This window comes from Rhizobium sp. P32RR-XVIII, assembly GCF_012641395.1.
Classification (GTDB): domain Bacteria; phylum Pseudomonadota; class Alphaproteobacteria; order Rhizobiales; family Rhizobiaceae; genus Rhizobium.
The window spans coordinates 1-21,254 of the sequence record NZ_JABAIH010000030.1; the positions used below are offsets into that span (position 1 = coordinate 1).

The window sequence follows — 21,254 nt, forward strand, 5'->3', positions numbered from 1 at the left end:
CCGACCCCATGATGGAAGGGCCATTGTGCCGATTCCGAAGAGAAGCAAGAGCCCGCAGGACAGTTGAAGCCCTAGAACCGGAAAACCTGAACATGCTTGACTTCAACCGGCCGAATAGAGACGCTCGGTTGTTCAACCCCTTATGCGAGCGATGCTCGACGTCGGCCATGATTTCGCTTTCGGCCGCATCATAGGATCTGAGCTTATCGGTGATCATGACACGTGGCAGGATGCCTTGGGCTTCAACAGTTTTCGCATCAGTTTCCGTGCCGCCTTCTTATTCCTGCGACTCGGGAGCAGGGCATCGAGAACATACCCATCAGCGTCGACGGCCCGATTTTTTGCCCTGATGGAAACGGCCATTTCGTCCAGATGCCACTTGTCGGCAAATCTCTCCCTGGACCGCCTCCGGATAAAGCGGGCATATTCGCGCCGAATTTGGCAGCTCATTCCGAGACAGTCTGGAAGGAGACTTCAAAGCCCCCGCTCGGCCAGCAGTCTTCTACATGACGCAGGCTCAGCGGAAAGCGGAAATACAGCCATACCGCATGCGCTATGATCTCGGCAGGAAAACGATGACGCTTGTATCGGGGCGTAGCGAATCGGTCGGCGGGTTCGGGTTCATTCCCGAAAATACCCCCGAAAATGTTAAGGCGACGCTGCCCCGCAGGCTCGCCGCGTACGCGCCGCTTCTCTAGGGGCTGTCTGTATCGGCCGACTGATGCGCAGCAGGTCGCCGGCGACGCTTGCGGTGGACAAGTGCCCGCGAGCGGATCGCCTCGGGTACATCCACCCCGCCGAAAGGGGCCTCTACACTGGCGGCCTTATCCCAAGTCGTTCCCGAAAGCTCGTTCCGGTACCGACGCAAATAAGTCGTTCGCGCTCAGCCAAGTCCATGTCTTGGCTATAAAATTTGGCCCTAAAGAAAATCACGATAGCGGGGTTGATGGTTCGGTTCCCTTCAAGACCAACGGAGCTGACTCCGGCATTTTGCACTTCCAAACCGGACAGGTCGGTCAGCGCGATCGACGTAGCAACATTCCAGCATCGGCGGGATCGTCGTGGCTCGTGGCCGGGATGCCGCCGACGTGCCGTTGATTGTTTCCTTCGGTCCACACGTCCTAAAGTCGTTTCGTGTCTGGAGCTATGACCTGCCTGAGTAGGGCACGCGAGCATCATCTGTCGCTATTCTCGTATCTCGACAACCTTGACCGACACGTCCAACTCCACGAAATCCTCCGGCATTCCCGCATATCCGCCGGTAACAGGCATGATCTGTCCATTGTTGCGGGCAAACGCTACGGGAATAAGGCAGGCTTCTCCCACTCGTCGGTGAGTGGGATCAAACGCGATCCAACCGGCTCCCGGAAGATAGACTTCCGCCCAGGCATGTGTAGATCCGCCGTCGTCGACAGAGGCCTGAGGGTCGTAAACGTAACCGGAGACAGCACGCGCACCGAACCCTAGGCAACGAACAGCTTCAATGAAGAGCGCTGCGATGTCCCTGCATGAGCCACTGGCCTGCTCCAGTGTTTGTTGCGGCGACTGCGTGCCTTCCTCGTCTCGGATGCGATAGCTGACATTTGTCAGAATGCCGGCATTGATATCTTTCAGCAGCGAAAGCGTGTCGGTCGGGCGGCTGCCCACGAACGCTTCGGCCCAATCCGCCACACGGCTACCGGGAGACGTCACGACAGCAAATGCGCCGAGATCGGTCTTGTCTTCGGTCGAGTACGTGAAGGGATAGGCATGCGCCGAGATGTCTATATTAAAAACCGGCCACGGGTCGGCAGTCTGCTCGACAACGGCAGCACTGGTGATCGTCAGTTCCGCGGTCTGTTCAGAGAACGTCACTGTCGCGATGGTGTTGCCGAAGACGTCCTTCGCCCAGTCGATCGACCCGCTCGCAGAACAGTCGATGCTGAAAGACAAGGTCCGAAGCCGTTGGTCGGTCCGAGGCGACAGCATCAGGCGGTGCGCAAGCAGTCCGACGGGCCGTAAGTAACGGTAGGTCGTTCGATGCTTGATCTGGAGTTTCATAGTGATTTCCCGGCGGCCAGATTGTTCAGTCAACTCAAGCGTGGGTCAGCGAAACGACGCCCGCAAAGTGTTCGTGCCTTGCAGACGCCATTGTAGCCACGACGGTTCCACACGCGGCCAATCTCATCCTCTTACACGTCGCCAGTCGCGGATGTCGTCCGCTGTGGCCCAAACCCGGCCATCGAAGGCAATCATCCTTTTGTCGAACTTCGACTGGCGATCGCCCCCGATCGTCGTTCTTGGAATGGCTCTCCAATAACACGCGCCTTTGTTATATTCCCCAGCAACGTTATCGCCGTCTACTCACGATGCAAGGTCGATCGCATTGACATCCGACCTCCCATCAGTTCGACATCGTCTTCTTAGTGACGCTCAAATCGGTATGAAGGATCCATGATCAGATCAGAACTCGTTCATATCATCACCCTTCGCAACCCGCATCTTTACCGGCAGGACGTGGAGAAGATCGTCAGCACAATTCTTGATGACATCGCCGAGGCTCTGGCAAACGGCGATCGTGTCGAGCTTCGGGGTTTTGGCGCGTTTTCGGTTCGCTATCGGCCGTCGCGCTCGGGCCGGAACCCCAGCAACAGAACAGCCGTATTCGTTGAGGATAAATGGCTGCCGTTTTTCCGCGCCGGTAAAGAGATACAGAAGCGATTGAATCCGGAAGAGAAAACCTAGGCCGCCAATGCGGCATGTGCACACTACCCCCGCATGCTGGATTTCACGTTGGAAGATACGGCCCCTTCAACCGAAGCGCCTATAATTCTGCGTGTCCTACTTGGCGCGGGTATGATCACCCTCTACTGCCCACTCGCGAGAATGGCAACGATGCATGATAGCGGAGACGAACATCCTACAGGACAGGTTTGCCCGCCTGCTCCATGACATCGATGAAGACGGAATAGGGCAGAACGAGAGAAAGGGGCGCCTTGGGAATTTCGAGGGCGCCATAGGACTTGTACCAGTCCGCCGCCCGCTCATCCTTGGCATCGATCAATAGTAACGAGCCGCCGACCTGCGACGAGACCTGAATACATCGCCGTGCGGCCGCAATGAGCAATTCACCGCCCAGCCCCCAACCTTGGAAAGATCGGCTCACCGCCAGACGACCGAGGCGAAACCCGCCGATCGGATGACGTCCGCCGCCCGATGGCCGGGCCGTTTCAGGCGCCAGATCGAAGTCGACCTGCGCCGGGCTCAACGTATAGAAGCCATGGATCGTCGTATTATCCGCATTATCGACCGCGACATAGGTTTTAGAGGCGCCGCTCTCATGAGCCTGCCGCGCATATCTGGCCAGGAAATCGTTGAGGTCCGCCTGACCACAATCGAAGCTCTTGCGACCATGCTTCCTGGTGATCGGCTCCTCATGCCAGTCCGGAAGCGTCATTTACGGTTAGCAAGCGAACGGGCCGCTGCCTGCAGTCTGGCATTCGGCTTCGGCGGGTTGTCCAGCAAATCCAGTATGAAGCGGGTCTGCTCCTCGTCCAGGCTGATCTGCTCGGCCTTTTCGATAACTGCCTGGGCTGCCAGCAGCGCATTGCGCAACACGAATTCCTTGAGGCTGGTTCGCTCGAGCGCGGCCGCACGCATCAGCCGGGCCTTCTCGGCCGGCGGAATCTGCATCGGGAAACGGCTTGTATCTTCTGCGGCGGCTCTGGGCATGGCAAAATCCTCTTACCTACACACTATAGGTCTTTCGCAGCTTGATTTCAACGTATGTTCAATGAAAGCACCTATCAATCGGGGGCAAATCCATCAACGTCGCAGCTCGTGCGGTGTGCGCGGGTTGTGCAGCCTCCCGAACCGCATCGAAAGCGCCCAGCGAGCAGACCGCTCAGGCCATAGACGAGAAGGCGGGCACGATCGACGGGAATACCCACGAGCCGCGCCGACCGCTCGCATGTCATCCATCGAACAGCAGATCGCCGACCGCGTCGAGTCCGCTCAAGCACGCATCGTCAAGACGCTGAGTGACCTCGTCGCCTTCCCGTCGATTGTCAAGTCGAACCCGAAGGAGGCGGGCCCCGGCGAACGCGACTGCCAGCTTTATCTGCAAAAGCGATCGGAGGCGCTCGGCTTTACGACCGACCTCTGGGATCCGGATGGCCCGGCGCTGTACGCAAAGTATGAAGGGCGTCCCGGCGCCAACAAGGGGCGCACCTTCGAGGGCCGTCCGAACCTTGGCGGCACCTTGAAAGGGACTGGCGGCGGCCGCTCGATCATGCTGACAGGCCATATCGATGTTGTGCCTCCCGGCGCTGCGGAACATTGGACCACCGATCCTTTCGTGCCGGTGCTGAAGGACGGCTTTCTGCACGGCCGTGGAACCGTCGACATGAAGGGAGGTGTCGCCTGCATGCTGATGGCGGTTGAGATCCTTAAGGAATTGGGGCTGGAGCTTAAAGGCGACGTCGTGTTCACGACTGTAGTGGACGAGGAGATCGGCGGCATGGGATCGCTTGCCATGGTCGATCGAGGCTTCAAGGCCGACGCCGGTATCATGGCCGAGCCGACAGCAAACCGCATCGCGCCGCTCTGCCACGGCATCCTCTGGGGCAAGATCATTATCGACGGCATCGGCGGTCACGCGGAGCTAACGCCGAACGCATGGTACACGAGTGGCCCTGTCGATGCCGTGCAGCTCTGCCGCCAGATGCTCGACGGCATCGACATCCTTAATCGCCGCTGGGTGTTCGATCCAAAAAAAAAACCATCCGCTGATGGAGCTGCCAAACCAGATCATCGTCACGCAGATAAGCGCCGGCGAACATCCGTCATCGATGGCCGGCCGCGCCGAAATCATCATCGGCGCGCAATATCTGCCGAGCGAAAAGGACGAGTTCGGTCTCGGAGGTCATGTGAAGCGCGAGATCGAGGAGCACGTTGGCAACATCTGCCAGGCCGACCCCTATCTGCGCCAGCATCCCGCCCGCGTCGAATGGATTCTCGATGCCGACTGCGCCGAAATCCCAGCCGACAGCCCGTTCGTGTCGACCTTCCAGGAGGCGGTAGCGACGGCAAACCTGTCGCCCGCCCTGTCCGGTTTTGGCGCGCATAGCGATATCGGCCTGCCGACGGGGCTTGGCAATACGCCGACCGTGAACTTCGGTCCTGGCGACCCGGCGCAGGCACACCAGCCGAACGAGCGTGTCTCCGTTCGAGACCTCATAAACTGCACCAAGGCGATCGCGCTCGCTGTGCAGAGGTGGTGTAATTGAAGTTAGTCAACGAATAAAATACACCAATTGTGTCGGCGATGCCCTAGGTGGTCCTCGCCGATTATTTCTTTTTGCATGTAATTTCAGAGTCAGCGGTTCGATCTCATCAAGACCAAGACCTGTCGCTGAGGAAAAGGGCGTGTTTGCCCCAGTTTTTCTGGACGTGAAGTCGATCGATTCCGGCGCAAGCCGTTTATTATCATTCTCTCGACGGTGATGCCTCTCATTCTCATGGGCTTTCTAGAGCGGTTCTTGTTTTTTTCGGAATCGGCATAGGATTCCCAAATCTGAGGCACGTCTCCAGGAAGACCGACGCGGGCGGCGGGCTCCGCTGTCGTGAATAAGGTCCGCGATATTATCGGACTTTATCTGTCGCCGCCGAACCGGGCACTGGTCCTCAGCGTCGACGAGAAGAGCCAGATTCAGGCGCTCGACCGAGAGCAACCGGTCTTGCCGATGATGCCTGGCATGCCGGAACGCCGGACCCATTCCTATGTCCGTCATGGAACGACATCATTGTTCGCCGCCCTCGATATAGCCTCCGGCTTCGTGATCGGCAAATGCTACAACCGCCATCGCGCCGCCGAGTTTCTCGACTTCCTCAAGCAGATCGACGCAAAGGTCCCGGATGGTCTCGACGTCCACATCATCATGGATGACTACGCCACCCACAAAACGGCGTGACAGTGGCCCTAGGCCGATAGATGTGCCTCGCCAAAGTGTGCGGCGGCTTCTTCCAACGCCTCTTCTGCCCACTGGTTAAGACTCTTTCCCGAAAGCTCGGCAGCAAGAGCTGCGCGGCGGTGGACTTCTGGAGCAACACGAAACATCATCTTGCCAGAATAGGGCCTTTGAGGCTCTTTGCCTATGTTCTTGCAGGTCTCGAGGTAATCATCGACTGCTTCATGAAAGGCCTTCTTAAGTTCAGCTACACTGTCACCGTGAAAGCCGATTACATCGGAAATGCCTGCAATTTTGCCGAAAAACACTTCGTCCTCAGCGTCAAATTCGATGCGAGCGTGATACCCGTTGTAAGTCATGGTGTTCATGGTGTTACTCCAATCTGCGTCAGGAATTCGCGAGCATCGCGCACCTGATAACGCTTTGCTTCATTATCCGGATGAGGCCGATGGAAGCTCGCAATGATGCCGTCTTTCTCGAACTTAACGCGAGAACCGTTTCCCTCGATTACGTTCGCTCCGGCAGCCACAAGCAGGTTTTCTATAGCCGCCCATTCAATCGTTCCAGAAACCGGATCTTTGAATATGGCCGCGAGGGCCTTTTTCTGCTTGCTGTTCATGCTAGCAAATATAGGGACGCTTGCTGATTATGCAAGCACAATTCAACCGCTTGGTGGATTCAGTGAGATGCACCGAGAAAAGCTCTACGCTCACCTGCGGCGGACCAAGACTGAGCGAGAAACTTTGATGCTGCCTTCGGAGATGCGGTCAGTTGGGTGGGAAGGAACCTGCCTTGCTTCGTAAACTCAAATAGTGGCTTCGGTCGCCGTAATGGTTACGGGGTCCGTAGTTCGACTCCGTTCAAGGCGAGCATCGCTCACTTTCGCAATGGCGCCCAGTCGGAAAGAAAAGATTAGCTCGCTGAACGTCCGCTTCGCGCCCCCCAGTTCGGCCGTTGAAGCAGACCTTGCACCCGCCGGAAACTAGACATTGTCTAGTTTCAAGGTAACGGCATCTTTGCGCCGCCGATAGCGGAAGTAAGCGTCGTCGCCTTCATGTTTCGACGAAGCTGCTTAAATGTTTCGCAAAGCATCCCGTCTTCATTCCGGGCTACGGGCTCATCGCCACCATTATGCAAGGCGGTCCAGCGGAAAGTCATGCGAGACCCGGGCTGGTTGACGCGTTTTGTGGAACGTCTGAAGAAGCTTGGCACTGCGATCCAGACCGCCATTCTCGCGCAGCCCATATCCGTCGATCAAGTCCTCGAACGCGTCGGGATTGCCCCACCCACTGTCACATCTCCGGCAGGCCGGCTTTTCGGAAGCCGTCGACAAAGTGATCTCGTACAGTTGCATCGCGCAGCGGCTGGGAGCTGAGCCAATGGCCGATCGTGAAATGAGGGTGGGCGATCAGGAACAATTCTGCTTCTCGCCGCGCCTCCTCACGGTGGCCCAACTGCGCAAGCGAAGCAGCCAGGAATTTGCGTGAGTTGGTACGATACGTGTCTTTCCTGCGGAGTGTAGCGGTTGCCGCCTCATAGTCACGCGCGGCGTATTGCGCCTGCCCAAGATGACAAAGATACCAGCAGGTTGGGTAGGGATTGAGCCGCAGAGCTTTTTCGATCTGCGCTAGTCCGTCGGCAACCCTGCCGCCCAGCACGGACAAGTCCGACATGGCGGCCCAAGTGTCGGCGTGGTTGGGGTCCAGCTCCAGGGCCTTGGCGAAGGCGGCCTCCGATTCCTCCCATCGACGCTCATAAGCCAAAATGGTCCCCAGAACGTAACGGCAGCCGGCATCGTTGGGATCTAGGTCGACCGCCTTCTGCGCGAACGTCGCAGCCATCCGACGGTTAGGATCTTCGGGCTCGCCGAAATGAGTCCAGGCAAGCCAACGGTTATAGGCGAGCAGACCGAGCGCCTCGGCATATGATGGCTCGAGCTTAACCGCGCGTTGGAGCAGCATATAGGCCTCACGCTCAGTTTGCGGCGACTCTTCCGTCAGGAGGCGGGCGCGCACACACAGATCGTACGCCTCAAAGTTCTTCGGCCGATTGCGCTGCGTCGGGATGGTCAGCCGGCCGACGAGGGCTTCAACAATCTTGGCGTTAACTTCATCCTGTAACTCGAAAACATCTTCCACCGTCCTGTCAAACCGGTCGGCCCACAAGTGCCGGCCGCCAAGCGCGTCGACCAATTGGGCGTTAATGCGGACACGGCCCATTGCGCGTCTGGCACTCCCCTCGAGGACATAGCGGACGCCGAGTTCCTGGGCGACCAGCCGTACGTCGACCGGCTTGCCCTTGTAGCCGTACACGGAATTGCGCGCGATGACGAACAGGCCAGCCGTACGGGAAAGGTCGGTGATCAGGTCTTCGGTCAAGCCGTCAACGAAAGGCGCATCCGCTTCATCCCCGCTCATATTGGTGAACGGCAAAACAGCGATCGAGGGACACTCGGGCAGCGGCAATATGCTCTGCAGCGCATCCGGCCAATGCCATACGTGGACCGGGCGAGTCAGGTTCTTTAGGTAGCGTTCGCCTGCATCAAAGAACCGGTCGCTAATCTTGCCGACGATCTCACCGTGAACATTGGCTGAAATGCAGATACCTCCCGGTGCGGCCTGCGTCTCGAGGCGCGCCGCGACATTGACGCCGTCGCCGAGGACGTCTGAACCGTCGTCAATGACATCTCCCAGATTGACGCCTACACGCAAAAGCAGGCGCCGGTCTCCGGAAGCCTCAACAGCGGTGGTGGTCCGTTGCATTTCTAACGCTGCTGCGACCGCGTCCACCGCGCTACCGAATTCGATTAAGAATCCGTCGCCCATGACCTTGAAGATGCGACCGTTGTGGCGCATCACAGCCGGCTCGATAACGCCAGAACGGAGTTCCCTGAGGTTCGCCAGCGTTGCGACTTCATCAGCCTCCATGAGGCGTGAATACCCCACCACATCGGCAACGACGATGGCAGCAAGGCGACGCTGAAGAGATTGATCCGTCATGTGAGGACAAGCCTAACGACTGAGTTAGCAAGTTATTGTTCAACCGCGGGTGAGTCAACAAGTCGTAAGAGGTAATGTCCAGGCCCTCAGACACGTTTGCAAAGGCGTTCAGGGCAGGCATGGAGAACGGAAACGGCGTGCAAACTGTGCGGACTGACGGGTCTTCGGGTGGAGGCGGCGTTGGACGCGCGGTGCGAAGTGTATGGCCATTGCGCCTTGGGGTCCCGCTCGAAAGAAATACAAAAGCTTCGATGCCGCTGGGACGTGTAGCTCGCGATACTGAGCGCTGGTCTGGTCGAGATAAGGCGACCTCTTTCAAACCAATCGTTCGTTGGTTGGGTAGCGCGATCGACTTGAGTGCGCCGCTTATCGAAAAGATCAAACGGAGCAGTGCTGATTGTTGCAAAAGCAGCAATAAATTCGAAATCATTCCAGCAATTGTGAGCGCGGGGAGCTGACGGCAATATCGCCCTGCCGGACGAACACGGCGTCGCCTGAAATTTTCAATCGCGAAATAGCAGGATGCGACCCAGGACCTTTCTTCCATGACACGCAGAGGCGCACCGCTCTCAGCGGGCGCTCCCAAGCATCCGTCGCCTCCAGACACACCTGGCTCATAAGCGCTCCGCGCTCTACCATCTAAAGCAAGGAAATCACCATGACTGACATCAACTCTGACAAGAAGATCGCAAACCACGGCGTCGCCTGGGAGCAGGCATTCGGATATGTTCAGGCCGTGAAGGTCAAGGACACGATCTATATCTCAGGGTAATTGAGCCACAATGGCGATGGCAAGCTCGTCGCGCCTGCCGAGCTCGATGCCGATGGCCGACCTGCTGATTTCTCGCAGATGGAGCAGCAGATCCGGCAGACTTACGTCAATGCCAAAACGCTCCTCGCCAAATACGGAGCGACGCTCGACGATGTCGTTGAAGAGACCCTTTTCGTACTCGATGTCCCAAGCGCATTCTCCGCTGGCTCGAAAGTTCGCAAGGAAATGTACGGCACGGACATGCCTCAGTGCGCCAGTAACCTGATCGGAGTCACCGCATTGGCGTTTCCGGAACAGATCGTCGAGATCACATTCCGCGCCGTGATCGACGATCCCGCTGACTGCGCTGACAAAAGCCATACGACACCCGCCGGACGCACCGATGCTCCGGCGGCAACCTTGTTGAAAAAGGTTCCGCGATGCCAAGACTAACCACTGCCAAGATACGTGTGCCTGTCGCCATGCAGCTAACGGCCGACCTCGTCGCCAGACCGCTCAAGGTTGTCGAAGACGAGGGGCCGGAACCGCATTGGACTTCGATCTCGTCTCAACAACTCGATGAACTCGTCAGCCGGGTCGAGCAGGAAGCCGGGCACGAGGGGATCTGGGTGTTCGCCTATGGATCGCTGATGTGGAATCCGGGCTTCGAAGTTGCCACCAGTGAAGATGCCGTTGCGTTCGGATGGCACCGCGCTTTCTCGCTCAGGATCGAACGGCTTCGGGCCACTTCGGATGCGCCGGGTCTGATGCTGGCGCTTCGGCCGGGAGGGAGCTGTTCCGGCCTCGTCCTCAAGCTTCCGTGCAAGACGAAGAGGCAGGATTTGCGTGCGCTTCTGGCACGCGAGATCCGCTATGCCGAAGTGTGCGACATGGTGCGGTGGGTCTCGGTCAAGACCCCGGCAGGTCCACGTCGTGCGCTCACGTTCTGGGCAAGCGCGAAGCAATCTCCGCTCACGGAGAAGATACCTCTCGAGGATGCCTCGGTTCTGATCGCCCAGGCCTGCGGACCTGCCGGATCCTGCGCGGAATATCTTCATCGGACGGTTTCGGATCTGGCGGATCGAAACATCTGCGATCGAAACCTGTGGCAGCTCCAGGAAATGGTGGCCGCAAGATTGAACGCCATCCCGGAAGCCTGACCAAGCCCTAATCCGAAACCGGGCGCCTCGCACAATCCGCGAAACGCCGCCGTATGGGTCAATCCAGCATGACCATATGGGCAGCAACCTGCTCCTCGAAGAATTTCGAAAAGGACGCGATTCGGGGTGGCAGAGCCTGATAGGGCGGATAATACAGCGTCAGCCACAAGTCAGGCGGTGCCCAGCCCTTGAAGACATGTACCAGGCGCCCGCTGCGCAGGTGTTCTGAGATGTGGAATCCCGGGAGCATGGCAACGCCCGCGCCATCTGCGGCCATGTCAGCCAGCACCTCACCATTGTTGGCACTGAAGGCTCGGCCGGCCGAGATCGTCATGCTCGATCCCCCGTCCGAGAGAACCCAGTTTTCGCGTCGACTTTCGCTGCTATAAGCAAGGCAATCGTCGGGTGTCAGTTCGGTCGGATGTTGCATGTCGACAAAACGACTGCCCGGGGCCGCAACCAGAATGCGCGGCACCACCCGGATCTTTCGCCAGATCGTGAATTTATCGGACGGCTGAGACGAAATGCGGACCGCCAAGTCGTACTCGTCGTCAACGATATCTACCAATCCATCGGATAGTGAGATCTCGAAGCTCATCTTCGGGTACCGTTCCTTGAATCCCGAAAGGATCGGCGGCAGCACGGCCTTGCCGAACCAAGTCGGCGCGCTGATCCGCAGCCGTCCTTCGTCAGCCTTGTGGGCGTTCATCACCTCGCGCCGTGCGTCATCGAGTGTCTTCACCGCGGGCTGAATCTGGGCGGCGAAGATCGCGCCATCTGTTGTCAATGATACCTGCCGGGTCGTACGCACGAAGAGCTGGACGCCGAGTTCGGCCTCAAGTGCTGCGATCGCGCGCGTGACGGCTGCGGGTGTCATGTCCAGCTCGCGGGCAACCTGGGCGAAGTTGCGCTTCTCGGCGGCGAGGAGGAAGGTCCGGAGAGCTTTGTAATCGTTCATGCCATTGTTTCAATAATTGCAATTCAATCAAAAGAAATATTGCAATTCTCGTCAGCGTTCAAGGTGACTACATTCATTTCAACGCTTGAACCAACCGCTCATTGAAAGGCATCAACATGATCAAGGATATCAAGGGACTGCATCACGTGACTTCGATAGCTTCGGATGCCCGGCAGAACAACCGCTTTTTTACCGAGACGCTTGGCCTGCGCCGCGTGAAGCAGACGGTCAACTTCGACGATCCGAGCGTCTACCATCTGTATTACGGTGACGAGAACGGCTCGGCGGGGACAGTCATGACGTATTTTCCGTTCCAGAACATGATGCTGGGCCGTCCCGGGGTGGGCGAGGTCGGCGAGACACAGTTCTCCGTGCCGAAAGGTGCCTTGAAGTTCTGGCAGGATCGTTTCACCGCCCAAGGGGTAGACGGTCTGGAAACGGATACCGTCTTCGGCGCCAACCGACTTCGCTTTATGGGACCTGATGGCGACGGCCTGGCGCTGATCGAGTCTGCTGACGACAACCGCTCGCCATGGCTGGCTGACGGCATTCCGGGCGATACGGCCATTCGCGGTTTCGCCGGTGCGCGGTTCAGTCTCCATGAAACGGGAGCAACCGAGGAACTGCTCGGCTTCATGGGTTATCAGCGTGCCGAGCGGGAGGGCGACGTGACCAGGTTCATCATTCCGGGCGGTAACGGAGCGGACAGAATTGATCTGGCCGCATTGCCGAAAACAACTTTTGCCCGCCAAGGCGCCGGCTCGGTTCATCATGTCGCCTTTGCCGTCGACAATCGCGAGAAGCAGCTCGAGGTGCGCAAGGCGTTGATGGACGCAGGCTACCAGGTCACCCCTGTTATCGACCGGGATTATTTCTGGGCGATCTACTTCCGGACGCCAGGCGGCATCCTGTTTGAGGTTGCCACGAACGAGCCTGGCTTCAACCGCGACGAGGACACCGCACATTTGGGGGAGGCACTGAAGCTGCCCAGTCGATATGAGGAGTTCCGCGATCAGATCCAGGCCAATCTCGAGCCATTGGCGGCCTGACGATACCGCTCAAAACTGGTGCCCTTTGCAACTGATCGATAACTGAGCCCAAGACTCGCACACGCCGATTTCGATGGAGAAATGCCAATGGATCAATTGGGAGCAATCAGAGCCTTTGTTCGCGTCGTCGAGGCAGGATCCTTTGCAAAGGCTGCAGACACGATGGGTGCGCCGCGGTCGACCGTGAGTAAGCTTGTTCAGGATCTCGAGGCAAGCTTAAGCCTCAAACTGCTCGAACGCACGACACGTTCAGTCACCGTAACATCTCACGGCGTTGCGTATTACGAGCGCGCCATTCGCCTGATCGCCGATCTCGATGAAATGAACAATGAGGCCACCCGTGGGCGCCTAGCCACCAGCGGTAAACTTCGGGTTGATGTAGGAGGGACCTTCGCGAATGCGATTCTGATCCCTCGGCTGCCAGAGTTTTACGCACTCTATCCAGAGATCGAGTTACATCTTGGTGTAACAGAACGTCAGGCCGACATCGTCGAAGAGGGTATAGACTGCGTCATACGTGCCGGCGATCTACCAAGCGCATCTATTGTTGCGAGGAAGTTATGCAGCGTCGAGATAGTGACCTGCGCAACCCGGGGGTACCTCGAAAAATACGGCGTTCCAGCTTCGCCATCGGATCTGCAGCGTGATCATATTTTCGTGCAATACTTTTTCGCACGTAGTCTGAAAGCAGCACCCGTTCGACTGATGAAAGGCGAGGAGAAAATAGAGATCTACAGCCCGATCAAGCTTTCCACCAGTGATGCGACTGCGCATTTGCAAGGAATATTGGCAGGGCTGGGTATAGGACAGACATTTGAATTCTTGGCACGCCCCCATATCGCTCGTGGCGCTCTGGTCCCAATCATGAACGATTGGGCGCCACCACGTTATCCTGTTCACATCGTAAGGCCAGCGGGCCGGTTTCCGAGCGTCAAGTATCAGGTCTTTGCAGACTGGGTTGCAGGCGTATTTTCCGCCTACGACGATGGCACCCGCGCATCCTAGGGGCTTTATTCATATTCATGGATAGTTACTCCACAACGACGGGCTTCTCCAATCTCTCCTTTGAAGTTATTTCCCACGGCTAATGTGAGCCATCGCCCCAAACAGCGGAGTCCTGATGGGTCCACTAAGGGGTGGGCTGCGACATGGGGCTTGGTGCCTGGTTTGGCATAAAGCGACCTTTAACTTGGAATCGCGGTTGTTGAGAGTAAACAGAAGACAACGTCGTCGTGAGACTGCGAACTACCTCCGGGCCGACTGTCCGAATGAAATTTCCCTGAGAACATTTTGGAACGAATGGGCTCTTGGCGCAGCCCCGCGCGAGGTCCACACCTCAGTCGAACTCAAAGTTATTATTGCGATAAAGGCAATTCACTCGCAATTAATATTGCTATTTTTCACAAACGCCCGTCCCGCTACATTTCCTTTCAGCAGCCGAGGCAACGAAGTCAATGGAAGCATCGGCTTCGACTCCTCAGGGCCAAGCTCATTTCATAACCAGCCGCATCCGCGGTCCCAACAACCAGAAGGAAAATTTCATGTCTAAGCTCGAAGTCTTGACCCCGGCAAACAGCCAGCTCATCTTCATCGACCAGCAGCCGCAGATGGCGTTCGGCGTGCAGTCGATCGACCGTCAGACGCTGAAGAATAACGTCGTCGGTCTCGCCAAGGCTGCAAAGATCTTCAATGTTCCGACCACGATCACAACGGTCGAGACGTTGTCATTCTCGGGCAACACCTTTCCGGAACTGCTCTCCGTCTATCCGGAGAACGACATCCTCGAGCGTACCTCAATGAATTCCTGGGACGACCAGAACGTGCGCGATGCGCTGGCGAAGAACGCCGCCAACGGCCGCAAAAAGATCGTCGTGTCCGGCCTTTGGACGGAAGTCTGCAACACGACCTTCGCGCTTTCCGCCCTCCACGACGTTCCTGACTATGAAATCTACATGGTCGCGGACGCCTCCGGCGGCACTTCGGCCGACGCGCATAAGTACGCGATGGACCGGATGGTGCAGGCAGGCGTGATCCCGGTCACCTGGCAGCAGGTTCTGCTCGAATGGCAGCGCGACTGGGCTCGTAGGGAGACCTACGACGCGGTCACAACGCTCGTGAAGGAGCATTCCGGCGCCTACGGCATGGGCATCGACTACGCCTACACGATGGTTCACGGAGCCGAAGAACGCGTAAAGCACGGCAACCGCATCGGCCCGAACCCCGCGAAGTAATGCTTTCCCTGCCGCTCCGACAATCCCGTCGGAGCGGCTTTTCTCGCAACCGGAGAACGTCCCATGAAAGTCTACCTTCTGTCGCTTGGCGCGGGCCTGCTTGTTGGCATCGTCTACAGCCTGCTCAACGTGCGTTCGCCCGCCCCACCGGTCATCGCACTCGTCGGCCTTCTCGGCATTCTGGTCGGCGAACAACTGATACCGTTCGCCAAGACACTTATGAATAAGGAGCCGGCCGCGGTCTCGTGGATCCATCAAATCAAGCCGCACATGTTCGGTCATTTGCCGAAGGGCGGCGACAGCATTGTCGGTGTTCATCAGGCGGAGGCGAGGATGGAGGATCATAGCTGATGACGACGCGTCGATCTTTTCTGAGAGGCGCATCGAGTCTGGCGTTCTCGAACCTCTTTTCCCCGGCGAAGGCCGCCGATCCCAACCAGACCGGAGTAGACACCATGCATCCCGACCTGATCCTGCACAACGGCCGCGTCACTACGCTTGACCGGGCCAATCCGAACGCGACCGCAGTCGCCATCAAAGACGGCCTGTTCCAAGAGGTTGGTTCGGATAGCGAAATCATGGCGCTGGCTGGATCCGGCACCAAGATCGTCGATCTCAAGGGCAAGCGCGTCCTGCCCGGCCTGATCGACAACCACACCCACGTGGTGCGCGGCGGGTTGAATTTCAACATGGAACTGCGCTGGGACGGCGTACGCTCGTTGGCGGATGCCATGGACATGCTGATGCGCCAGGTGGCGATTACGCGCGCGCCGCAATGGGTGCGCGTCGTCGGCGGCTTCACTGAGCATCAGTTTGCGGAAAAACGCCTCCCGACGATCGAAGAAATCAACGCGGTCGCGCCGGACACGCCCGTCTTCCTCCTCCACCTTTATGACCGCGCGTTGCTCAACGGTGCAGCTCTGCGCGCCGTCGGTTACAGCAGAGACACGCCCAACCCGCCGAGCGGCGAGATCACCCGCGACGCCAACGGCAACCCGACGGGCCTGCTACTGGCCAAGCCGAATGCCGGCATTCTCTATTCAACGCTGGCCAAGGGGCCGAAGCTTCCTGTGGACTACCAGGTCAACTCTACCCGCCATTTCATGCGCGAGCTCAACCGCCTCGGCGTAACCGGCGTGATCGATGCCGGCGGCGGCTTCCAGAACTATCCCGATGACTACGAAGTCATCCAGAAGCTGTCCGACGAGAACCAGATGACGGTTCGTCTGGCCTATAACCTGTTCACCCAGAAGCCGAAGGAAGAGAAGCAGGACTTCCTGAACTGGACGCAGTCGGTCAAATACAAACAGGGCAATGACTACTTCCGCCAAAACGGTGCGGGCGAGATGCTTGTCTTCTCCGCCGCGGATTTCGAGGATTTCCGTCAGCCACGCCCGGACATGCCGCCGGAAATGGAAGGCGAACTTGAAGACGTCGTGCCATTCTTGCCGAGAACCGCTGGCCGTGGCGTCTGCATGCCACCTATGACGAAACGATCTCCCGCGCCCTCGACGTGTTCGAGAAAGTGAACAAGGACGTGCCCCTCGAAGGGCTGAACTGGTTCTTCGATCATGCCGAAACGATCTCCGATCGTTCGATCGACCGTATTGCGGCGCTTGGCGGTGGCATCGCCACGCAGCATCGCATGGCATACCAGGGGGAATACTTCGTCGAGCGTTACGGCCATGGCGTTGCTGAAGCGACGCCGCCGATCAGGAAGATGCTCGACAAGGGTGTAAACGTCTCGGCCGGCACCGACGCCACTCGCGTTGCCTCTTATAATCCTTGGGTTTCCCTGTCGTGGATGGTGACCGGCAAGACGGTCGGCGGCATGCAGCTCTATCCGCGCGCCAACTGCCTCGATCGCGAGACAGCGTTGCGCATGTGGACCGAGAAGGTCACATGGTTCTCCAACGAGGAGGGAAAGAAGGGCCGAATCGAAAAGGGCCAGTTCGCCGATCTGGTGGTGCCGGACAAGGACTTCTTTGCCTGCGCCGAGGATGAGATCTCCTTCCTCGTGTCGGAGCTGACAATGGTGGGTGGCAAGATTGTCTACGGGGCGGGCGACTTCAAGACGCTCGACGAGAACGACGTGCCGCCGGCGATGCCCGACTGGTCGCCGGTCTGCAGGTTCGGCGGATACGCGGCCTGGGGCGAACCGGAAGGTGCAGGTGCTCGCTCTTTGCGCCGTACGGCGATTTCCACATGCGGATGCGCCAGCGACTGCGACGTCCATGGCCATGACCATGCCGGAGCCTGGACATCCAAGCTTCCAATCGCCGATCTAAAAGGCTTCTTCGGTGCACTCGGCTGCTCCTGCTGGGCCGTTTGAGATTAACGAGCTTCGAACGGGTCGGATCGTTTCCGATCCGTTCAGAGACAACACCCCCGCCGCAGTGTTTCCGCCGGAGCAAGCCGACAAACTTGCCTGGCCAGTCTGTCCAACGTCGGAGCGATCAATGTCTGCCACTACCCTCCTTGAACCTTCAGCGCCAGCCGTCCTCTTGATCGATCAGCAAGCGGGCCTTGCCTTTGGCGTGGGATCGACTGATCGTCAGGTGCTCCTCAGCAACATGGTCGCCCTCGCGAAGACCGCCAAGGCCCTGCCCGTTGTGATGTCGACCTTTGCCTCTAGGGTCTATAGCGGGCCGGTCATGCCGACAATTCAGGCCGTTTTGCCGGAGGTTGCTTCCATCGAACGGCACAACATGAATGCCTGGGAAGATGACCGCGTCACCACGGCAATTGCTCAGACAGGCCGCAAAAAACTGCTGGTCTCCGGCCTACTGACAGAGGCTTGTATATCGTTCCCTGTTCTTTCAGCACTTGCCGACGGCTATGACGTATCCGTTGTAGCCGACGCGTGCGGCGGAGTGACTTCCGAGAGCCATTCTCTTGCCTTGCGTAGAATGGAGGCCGCGGGTGCAACGATGACGTCCTGGCTCCAGGTCCTTCTGGAGTTGCAGCGTGATTGGACCCGCAAGGAAACCTACAACGATGCTCGCACCATCGTCGAAGCTCATGCCGGCGGCTACGGGATTGGACTGGCCTACGCCCGGGACATGATCCGTATAAGCCTGCGATGATCGCCGGCCCCGATCCCCACCTCCCATAATTTCAGAATTCGCAATTAAATGGAAACTATTGCTGCAATTGTTGGTGAGGCAATAACCGGCCACTATCGCTCCATCAAACGCGGCCGCTCGATGTAATCGGCGAAAATGCAGGAGCAGATATGACCTACCGATCTCACAGTTCGAATCCAGTCAAAAGCAGTCCGGCACGGCTTGTCGGCTCTCCGGCCACGCGCACCGTGTCGCTACTGGCACTCTGCGCCGCCTACATCCAGGGCCCGCCACCAAGATCTTCGACTTCAATGGCGCGCTGGCCGAGATGGATCATTTCGGCCTCCATCCGGTCGCCTTCTTCGCGATCGTCGTCATCGTCTTCGAGCTGACGGCGTCAGCCATGGTGATCTCGGGGTTCTTCCGTTGGGGTGCAGCCCTGGCGCTTGCGGGCTTCACCCTCATGGCGACATTCCTTGCCCTGCGCTTCTGGGAGATGGCGCCCGGCCTGGATCGGATGATGGCGACCAACGCCTTCTTCGAACATGTTGGCCTCGCAGGCGCATTCGTCTTCGTCGCGGCATTTGATCTCACCCAGGGAGGAGGCAAATGAGTGCTGCCAAAACCTCGACCACGTCTTCGGCGGGCACCTTCGCTCCTCTCGCGCAGCCGGTCTTCGCGGTTCTGTGGATCGCCACCGTTCTCGGCAACACGGGCAGCTTCATGCGCGATGTCGCCAGTTCCTGGCTGATGACGGATCTGTCGGCATCACCGGCCGCAGTCGCCATGGTCCAGGCGGCAGGAACCCTGCCGATCTTCCTGCTTGCCATCCCCGCAGGCGTTCTCACCGACATCCTCGACCGCCGCAAGTTCCTGATCGCAGTCCAACTCCTGCTGGCATCCGTCAGCATCTCGCTGATGGTCCTTTCCCAGACAGGCATGCTTTCGGTCAGCGCGCTGATTGGCCTGACCTTCCTCGGGGGCATTGGTGCCGCGCTGATGGGCCCGACCTGGCAGGCGATTGTGCCGGAACTGGTGGAGCGTGAGGACGTCAAGAGCGCAGTGGCGCTCAACTCGCTCGGTATCAACATCGCCCGCTCCATCGGGCCTGCTGCTGGCGGCTTGCTTCTTGCCGCCTTTGGAGCCGGGATCACCTATGGCGCCGACGTTGCCAGCTACATCTTCGTCATTGCCGCACTGGTTTGGTGGCCGCGCGCGAAGAATGCCAACGATGCGCTACAGGAGAACTTCTTCGGCGCCTTCCGTGCCGGCCTTCGTTACACCCGCTCGAGCCGCCCCCTGCATGTCGTCCTCCTGCGGGCCGCTATCTTCTTCGCCTTTGCCAGCGCCGTTTGGGCACTTCTTCCGCTTGTTGCCCGGCAATTGCTCGGTGGTGACGCCAGCTTCTACGGTATCCTGCTCGGTGCAGTCGGTGCAGGCGCGATTGGTGGCGCCCTGGTCATGCCGAAGCTGCGCGAACGCCTGAGTTCCGACGGCCTGCTTCTCGGTGCCGCGCTGATCACCGCTGCCGTCATGGGTGTCCTGTCACTCGCCCCGCCGAAGATCGTTGCCATCATCGTTCTTCTGTTCCTTGGTGCGGCATGGATCACTGCTCTGACAACGCTCAACGGCGCGGCCCAGGCTGTTCTTCCGAACTGGGTGCGTGGTCGCGGCCTCGCCGTCTACCTCACCGTCTTCAATGGTGCGATGACTGCCGGGAGCCTTGGTTGGGGCGCGGTCGGCGAGGCTGTCGGCATCCAATCGACCCTGCTCATCGGAGCCGCCGGACTGCTTGTGGCCGGGTTCATCATGCACCACCTGAAGCTTCCTGCAGGCGATGCCGACATGGTGCCGTCCAATCACTGGCCTGAGCCGCTTGTTGCGGAACCCGTTGCCCATGACCGTGGTCCGGTTCTGATCCTGATCGAGTACAAGGTCGAGAAGCAGCACCGCAGCGCATTCCTGCACGCCATCGATCATCTTTCCAACGAACGCCGCCGCGATGGTGCCTATGGCTGGGGTGTCACCGAGGACTCGGCTGACCCGGAGAAGATCGTCGAATGGTTCATGGTGGAATCCTGGGCTGAACATCTTCGGCAGCACAAGCGGGTCTCCAATGCCGACGCCGACCTGCAGGGCAAGGTCCTGACCTATCATGTCGGCCCTGAAAAACCTGCCGTGCGCCACTTCCTGACGATCAACCGGCCGGGTGCCGCATAATGAAATTACAGGGCAGGGCGGCTTGGCCGCCCTCTCCATTATCTCACTTGGCGCAATGAATTCGAAACAATTGATGCAATTGCTGAGGTTCGCAATTGACGGCAAAACATCGACACCTCGCGAGACCGAACATCGCGGCATCAGATTTAAAGCAAGAGAACAGCGATGAAAATTCCGTCCCTTCCCACCCTGCTAAGCTTCAATGGCGGTTATGTCGATACGCTTGGCTTCCTGTCTCTCTCAGGGTTGTTCACCGCCCACGTCACCGGCAATTTCGTGACTTTGGGGGCGACCATCGCGCACGGTCTCGATGGTGCATTGTCAAAACTCCTGGCACTGCCGGTGTTTTGTCTGGTCGTCTTTGTTTCTCGGCTGGTTTGCCTGAAGCTTCAAAGTCGTGATGTCTCGCCGATCCGTCCCATGCTGGTCATTAAGCTTTTGCTTTTTGCGGGCGTTGCTGCCTACGCACTCTACCACGGTCCGTTTCGGCCGGACGAAGGCTTTGTCACGCTGGCCGTCGGCATGGCTTTGGTTTCCGCGATGGCCATTCAGAACGGCCTTCACAAGGCGCATCTGTCGAAGGCGCCGCCTTCGACGCTGATGACCGGCACGACCACGCAGATCATGCTCGATCTCGCGGACATTCTTGCCGACCCGAAAGCCGACGAGGTCGCGATAGCCAAGGCACGGGTGAACAAGATGGCGATTGCCGTCGCGACATTTGCTCTCGGCTGCGGCGTTGGTGCCATCGGCTATATGTACGCTCCCTCATTCGCGTTCACCCTGCCTGTCGCCATTGCCAGTGTCGCTCTTTTTGCAAGCCGCGCTGGGGCCGAGTCCTGATACCTGTCGCCCTTTTTTGATCCGTCCAGT

The 21,254-nt window shown here is 58.5% G+C and carries 17 protein-coding genes and 7 pseudogenes; 16 read left to right on the forward strand and 8 right to left on the reverse strand.

All coding sequences use genetic code 11. From position 1 onward, the window contains the following. Positions 1–121: 121 nt before the first annotated feature. Positions 122–635 (reverse strand): annotated as a pseudogene (locus tag HGP14_RS32845) (IS6 family transposase); the annotation flags it as partial. Positions 636–1,046: 411 nt separating this feature from the next. Here HGP14_RS32845 and HGP14_RS36025 point away from each other — a divergent pair. Further along, positions 1,047–1,163: pseudogene (locus tag HGP14_RS36025) on the forward strand (transglutaminase family protein); the annotation flags it as partial. A gap of 22 nt (positions 1,164–1,185) precedes the next feature. Here HGP14_RS36025 and HGP14_RS32855 read toward each other — a convergent pair. After that, entirely contained in the window at positions 1,186–2,040 is an 855-nt protein-coding gene (locus HGP14_RS32855; protein ID WP_168833993.1) for a transglutaminase domain-containing protein, read from the reverse strand. A 393-nt stretch (positions 2,041–2,433) separates the two neighbouring features. Here HGP14_RS32855 and HGP14_RS32860 point away from each other — a divergent pair, with 393 nt between their 5' ends. Beyond that, positions 2,434–2,724, forward strand: coding sequence for an integration host factor subunit beta (locus HGP14_RS32860; protein WP_168833994.1), 291 nt, complete (start codon positions 2,434–2,436; stop codon positions 2,722–2,724). A 175-nt stretch (positions 2,725–2,899) separates the two neighbouring features. Here HGP14_RS32860 and HGP14_RS32865 read toward each other — a convergent pair whose 3' ends face one another. Next, entirely contained in the window at positions 2,900–3,436 is a 537-nt protein-coding gene (locus HGP14_RS32865) for a GNAT family N-acetyltransferase (protein WP_168833995.1), read from the reverse strand. Continuing rightward, positions 3,433–3,711 carry a DUF1778 domain-containing protein gene (locus HGP14_RS32870; RefSeq protein ID WP_168833996.1) on the reverse strand — a complete coding sequence of 93 codons (279 nt, stop codon included), beginning with the start codon at positions 3,709–3,711 and terminating at the stop codon, positions 3,433–3,435. Before HGP14_RS32870 ends, HGP14_RS32865 begins: the two co-directional genes overlap by 4 nt. 559 nt (positions 3,712–4,270) lie before the next feature. On the opposite strand from HGP14_RS32870, the pseudogene HGP14_RS36030 reads away from it, so the two are divergent. The 3 genes and pseudogenes from HGP14_RS36030 to HGP14_RS32880 all read left to right on the forward strand — a co-directional run. Continuing rightward, positions 4,271–4,483 (forward strand): annotated as a pseudogene (locus HGP14_RS36030) (M20/M25/M40 family metallo-hydrolase); the annotation flags it as partial. Between the two features lie 286 nt (positions 4,484–4,769). Continuing rightward, positions 4,770–5,267 (forward strand): M20/M25/M40 family metallo-hydrolase, encoded by a 498-nt coding sequence (locus tag HGP14_RS36035; protein ID WP_246704731.1) that lies wholly within the window; start codon positions 4,770–4,772, stop codon positions 5,265–5,267. A gap of 336 nt (positions 5,268–5,603) precedes the next feature. Next, a pseudogene (locus HGP14_RS32880) lies at positions 5,604–5,945 on the forward strand (transposase); the annotation flags it as partial. A 14-nt stretch (positions 5,946–5,959) separates the two neighbouring features. Here the strand turns inward: HGP14_RS32880 and HGP14_RS32885 are convergent. The 3 genes from HGP14_RS32885 to HGP14_RS32895 all read right to left on the reverse strand — a co-directional run bounded on the left by HGP14_RS32885 (position 5,960) and on the right by HGP14_RS32895 (position 8,947). Then, entirely contained in the window at positions 5,960–6,316 is a 357-nt protein-coding gene (locus HGP14_RS32885) for a type II toxin-antitoxin system HicB family antitoxin (protein ID WP_168833997.1), read from the reverse strand. Next, entirely contained in the window at positions 6,313–6,567 is a 255-nt protein-coding gene (locus HGP14_RS32890) for a type II toxin-antitoxin system HicA family toxin (protein WP_168833998.1), read from the reverse strand. The genes HGP14_RS32885 and HGP14_RS32890 overlap by 4 nt, the downstream gene beginning before the upstream one ends. A gap of 673 nt (positions 6,568–7,240) precedes the next feature. Beyond that, positions 7,241–8,947 carry an adenylate/guanylate cyclase domain-containing protein gene (locus HGP14_RS32895; RefSeq protein WP_168833999.1) on the reverse strand — a complete coding sequence of 569 codons (1,707 nt, stop codon included), beginning with the start codon at positions 8,945–8,947 and terminating at the stop codon, positions 7,241–7,243. Positions 8,948–9,605: 658 nt separating this feature from the next. Between HGP14_RS32895 and HGP14_RS32900 the strand changes: the two are divergent. After that, positions 9,606–10,151 (forward strand): annotated as a pseudogene (locus HGP14_RS32900) (Rid family hydrolase). Beyond that, positions 10,139–10,858 carry a gamma-glutamylcyclotransferase gene (locus HGP14_RS32905; protein ID WP_168834000.1) on the forward strand — a complete coding sequence of 240 codons (720 nt, stop codon included), beginning with the start codon at positions 10,139–10,141 and terminating at the stop codon, positions 10,856–10,858. Before HGP14_RS32900 ends, HGP14_RS32905 begins: the two are co-directional and overlap by 13 nt. A gap of 58 nt (positions 10,859–10,916) precedes the next feature. Here the strand turns inward: HGP14_RS32905 and HGP14_RS32910 are convergent, their stop codons facing one another. Next, a complete protein-coding gene (locus HGP14_RS32910; RefSeq protein WP_168834001.1) occupies positions 10,917–11,816 on the reverse strand; it encodes a LysR family transcriptional regulator in 900 nt (299 codons plus the stop codon). Positions 11,817–11,932: 116 nt separating this feature from the next. Here HGP14_RS32910 and HGP14_RS32915 point away from each other — a divergent pair, with 116 nt between their 5' ends. The 9 genes and pseudogenes from HGP14_RS32915 to HGP14_RS32955 all read left to right on the forward strand — a co-directional run bounded on the left by HGP14_RS32915 (position 11,933) and on the right by HGP14_RS32955 (position 21,224). Continuing rightward, positions 11,933–12,865 carry a VOC family protein gene (locus tag HGP14_RS32915; protein ID WP_168834002.1) on the forward strand — a complete coding sequence of 311 codons (933 nt, stop codon included), beginning with the start codon at positions 11,933–11,935 and terminating at the stop codon, positions 12,863–12,865. A gap of 87 nt (positions 12,866–12,952) precedes the next feature. Beyond that, positions 12,953–13,870: a LysR family transcriptional regulator gene (locus tag HGP14_RS32920; protein ID WP_168834003.1), complete on the forward strand. Its 918-nt coding sequence runs from the start codon at positions 12,953–12,955 to the stop codon at positions 13,868–13,870. A 536-nt stretch (positions 13,871–14,406) separates the two neighbouring features. After that, entirely contained in the window at positions 14,407–15,096 is a 690-nt protein-coding gene (locus HGP14_RS32925; protein ID WP_168834004.1) for a hydrolase, read from the forward strand. Positions 15,097–15,159: 63 nt separating this feature from the next. Further along, positions 15,160–15,447 carry a XapX domain-containing protein gene (locus HGP14_RS32930; RefSeq protein ID WP_168834005.1) on the forward strand — a complete coding sequence of 96 codons (288 nt, stop codon included), beginning with the start codon at positions 15,160–15,162 and terminating at the stop codon, positions 15,445–15,447. Then, positions 15,447–17,428: pseudogene (locus HGP14_RS32935) on the forward strand (amidohydrolase family protein). Before HGP14_RS32930 ends, HGP14_RS32935 begins: the two are co-directional and overlap by 1 nt. A 127-nt stretch (positions 17,429–17,555) precedes the next feature. Continuing rightward, a complete protein-coding gene (locus HGP14_RS32940) occupies positions 17,556–18,182 on the forward strand; it encodes an isochorismatase family protein (protein WP_168834006.1) in 627 nt (208 codons plus the stop codon). A gap of 149 nt (positions 18,183–18,331) precedes the next feature. Further along, positions 18,332–18,774: pseudogene (locus HGP14_RS32945) on the forward strand (DoxX family protein). After that, positions 18,771–20,381: an MFS transporter gene (locus tag HGP14_RS32950; protein ID WP_168834007.1), complete on the forward strand. Its 1,611-nt coding sequence runs from the start codon at positions 18,771–18,773 to the stop codon at positions 20,379–20,381. The pseudogene HGP14_RS32945 and the gene HGP14_RS32950 overlap by 4 nt, the downstream one beginning before the upstream one ends. Before the next feature lie 165 nt (positions 20,382–20,546). Next, entirely contained in the window at positions 20,547–21,224 is a 678-nt protein-coding gene (locus tag HGP14_RS32955; protein ID WP_168834008.1) for a YoaK family protein, read from the forward strand. Positions 21,225–21,254 lie beyond the last annotated feature (30 nt).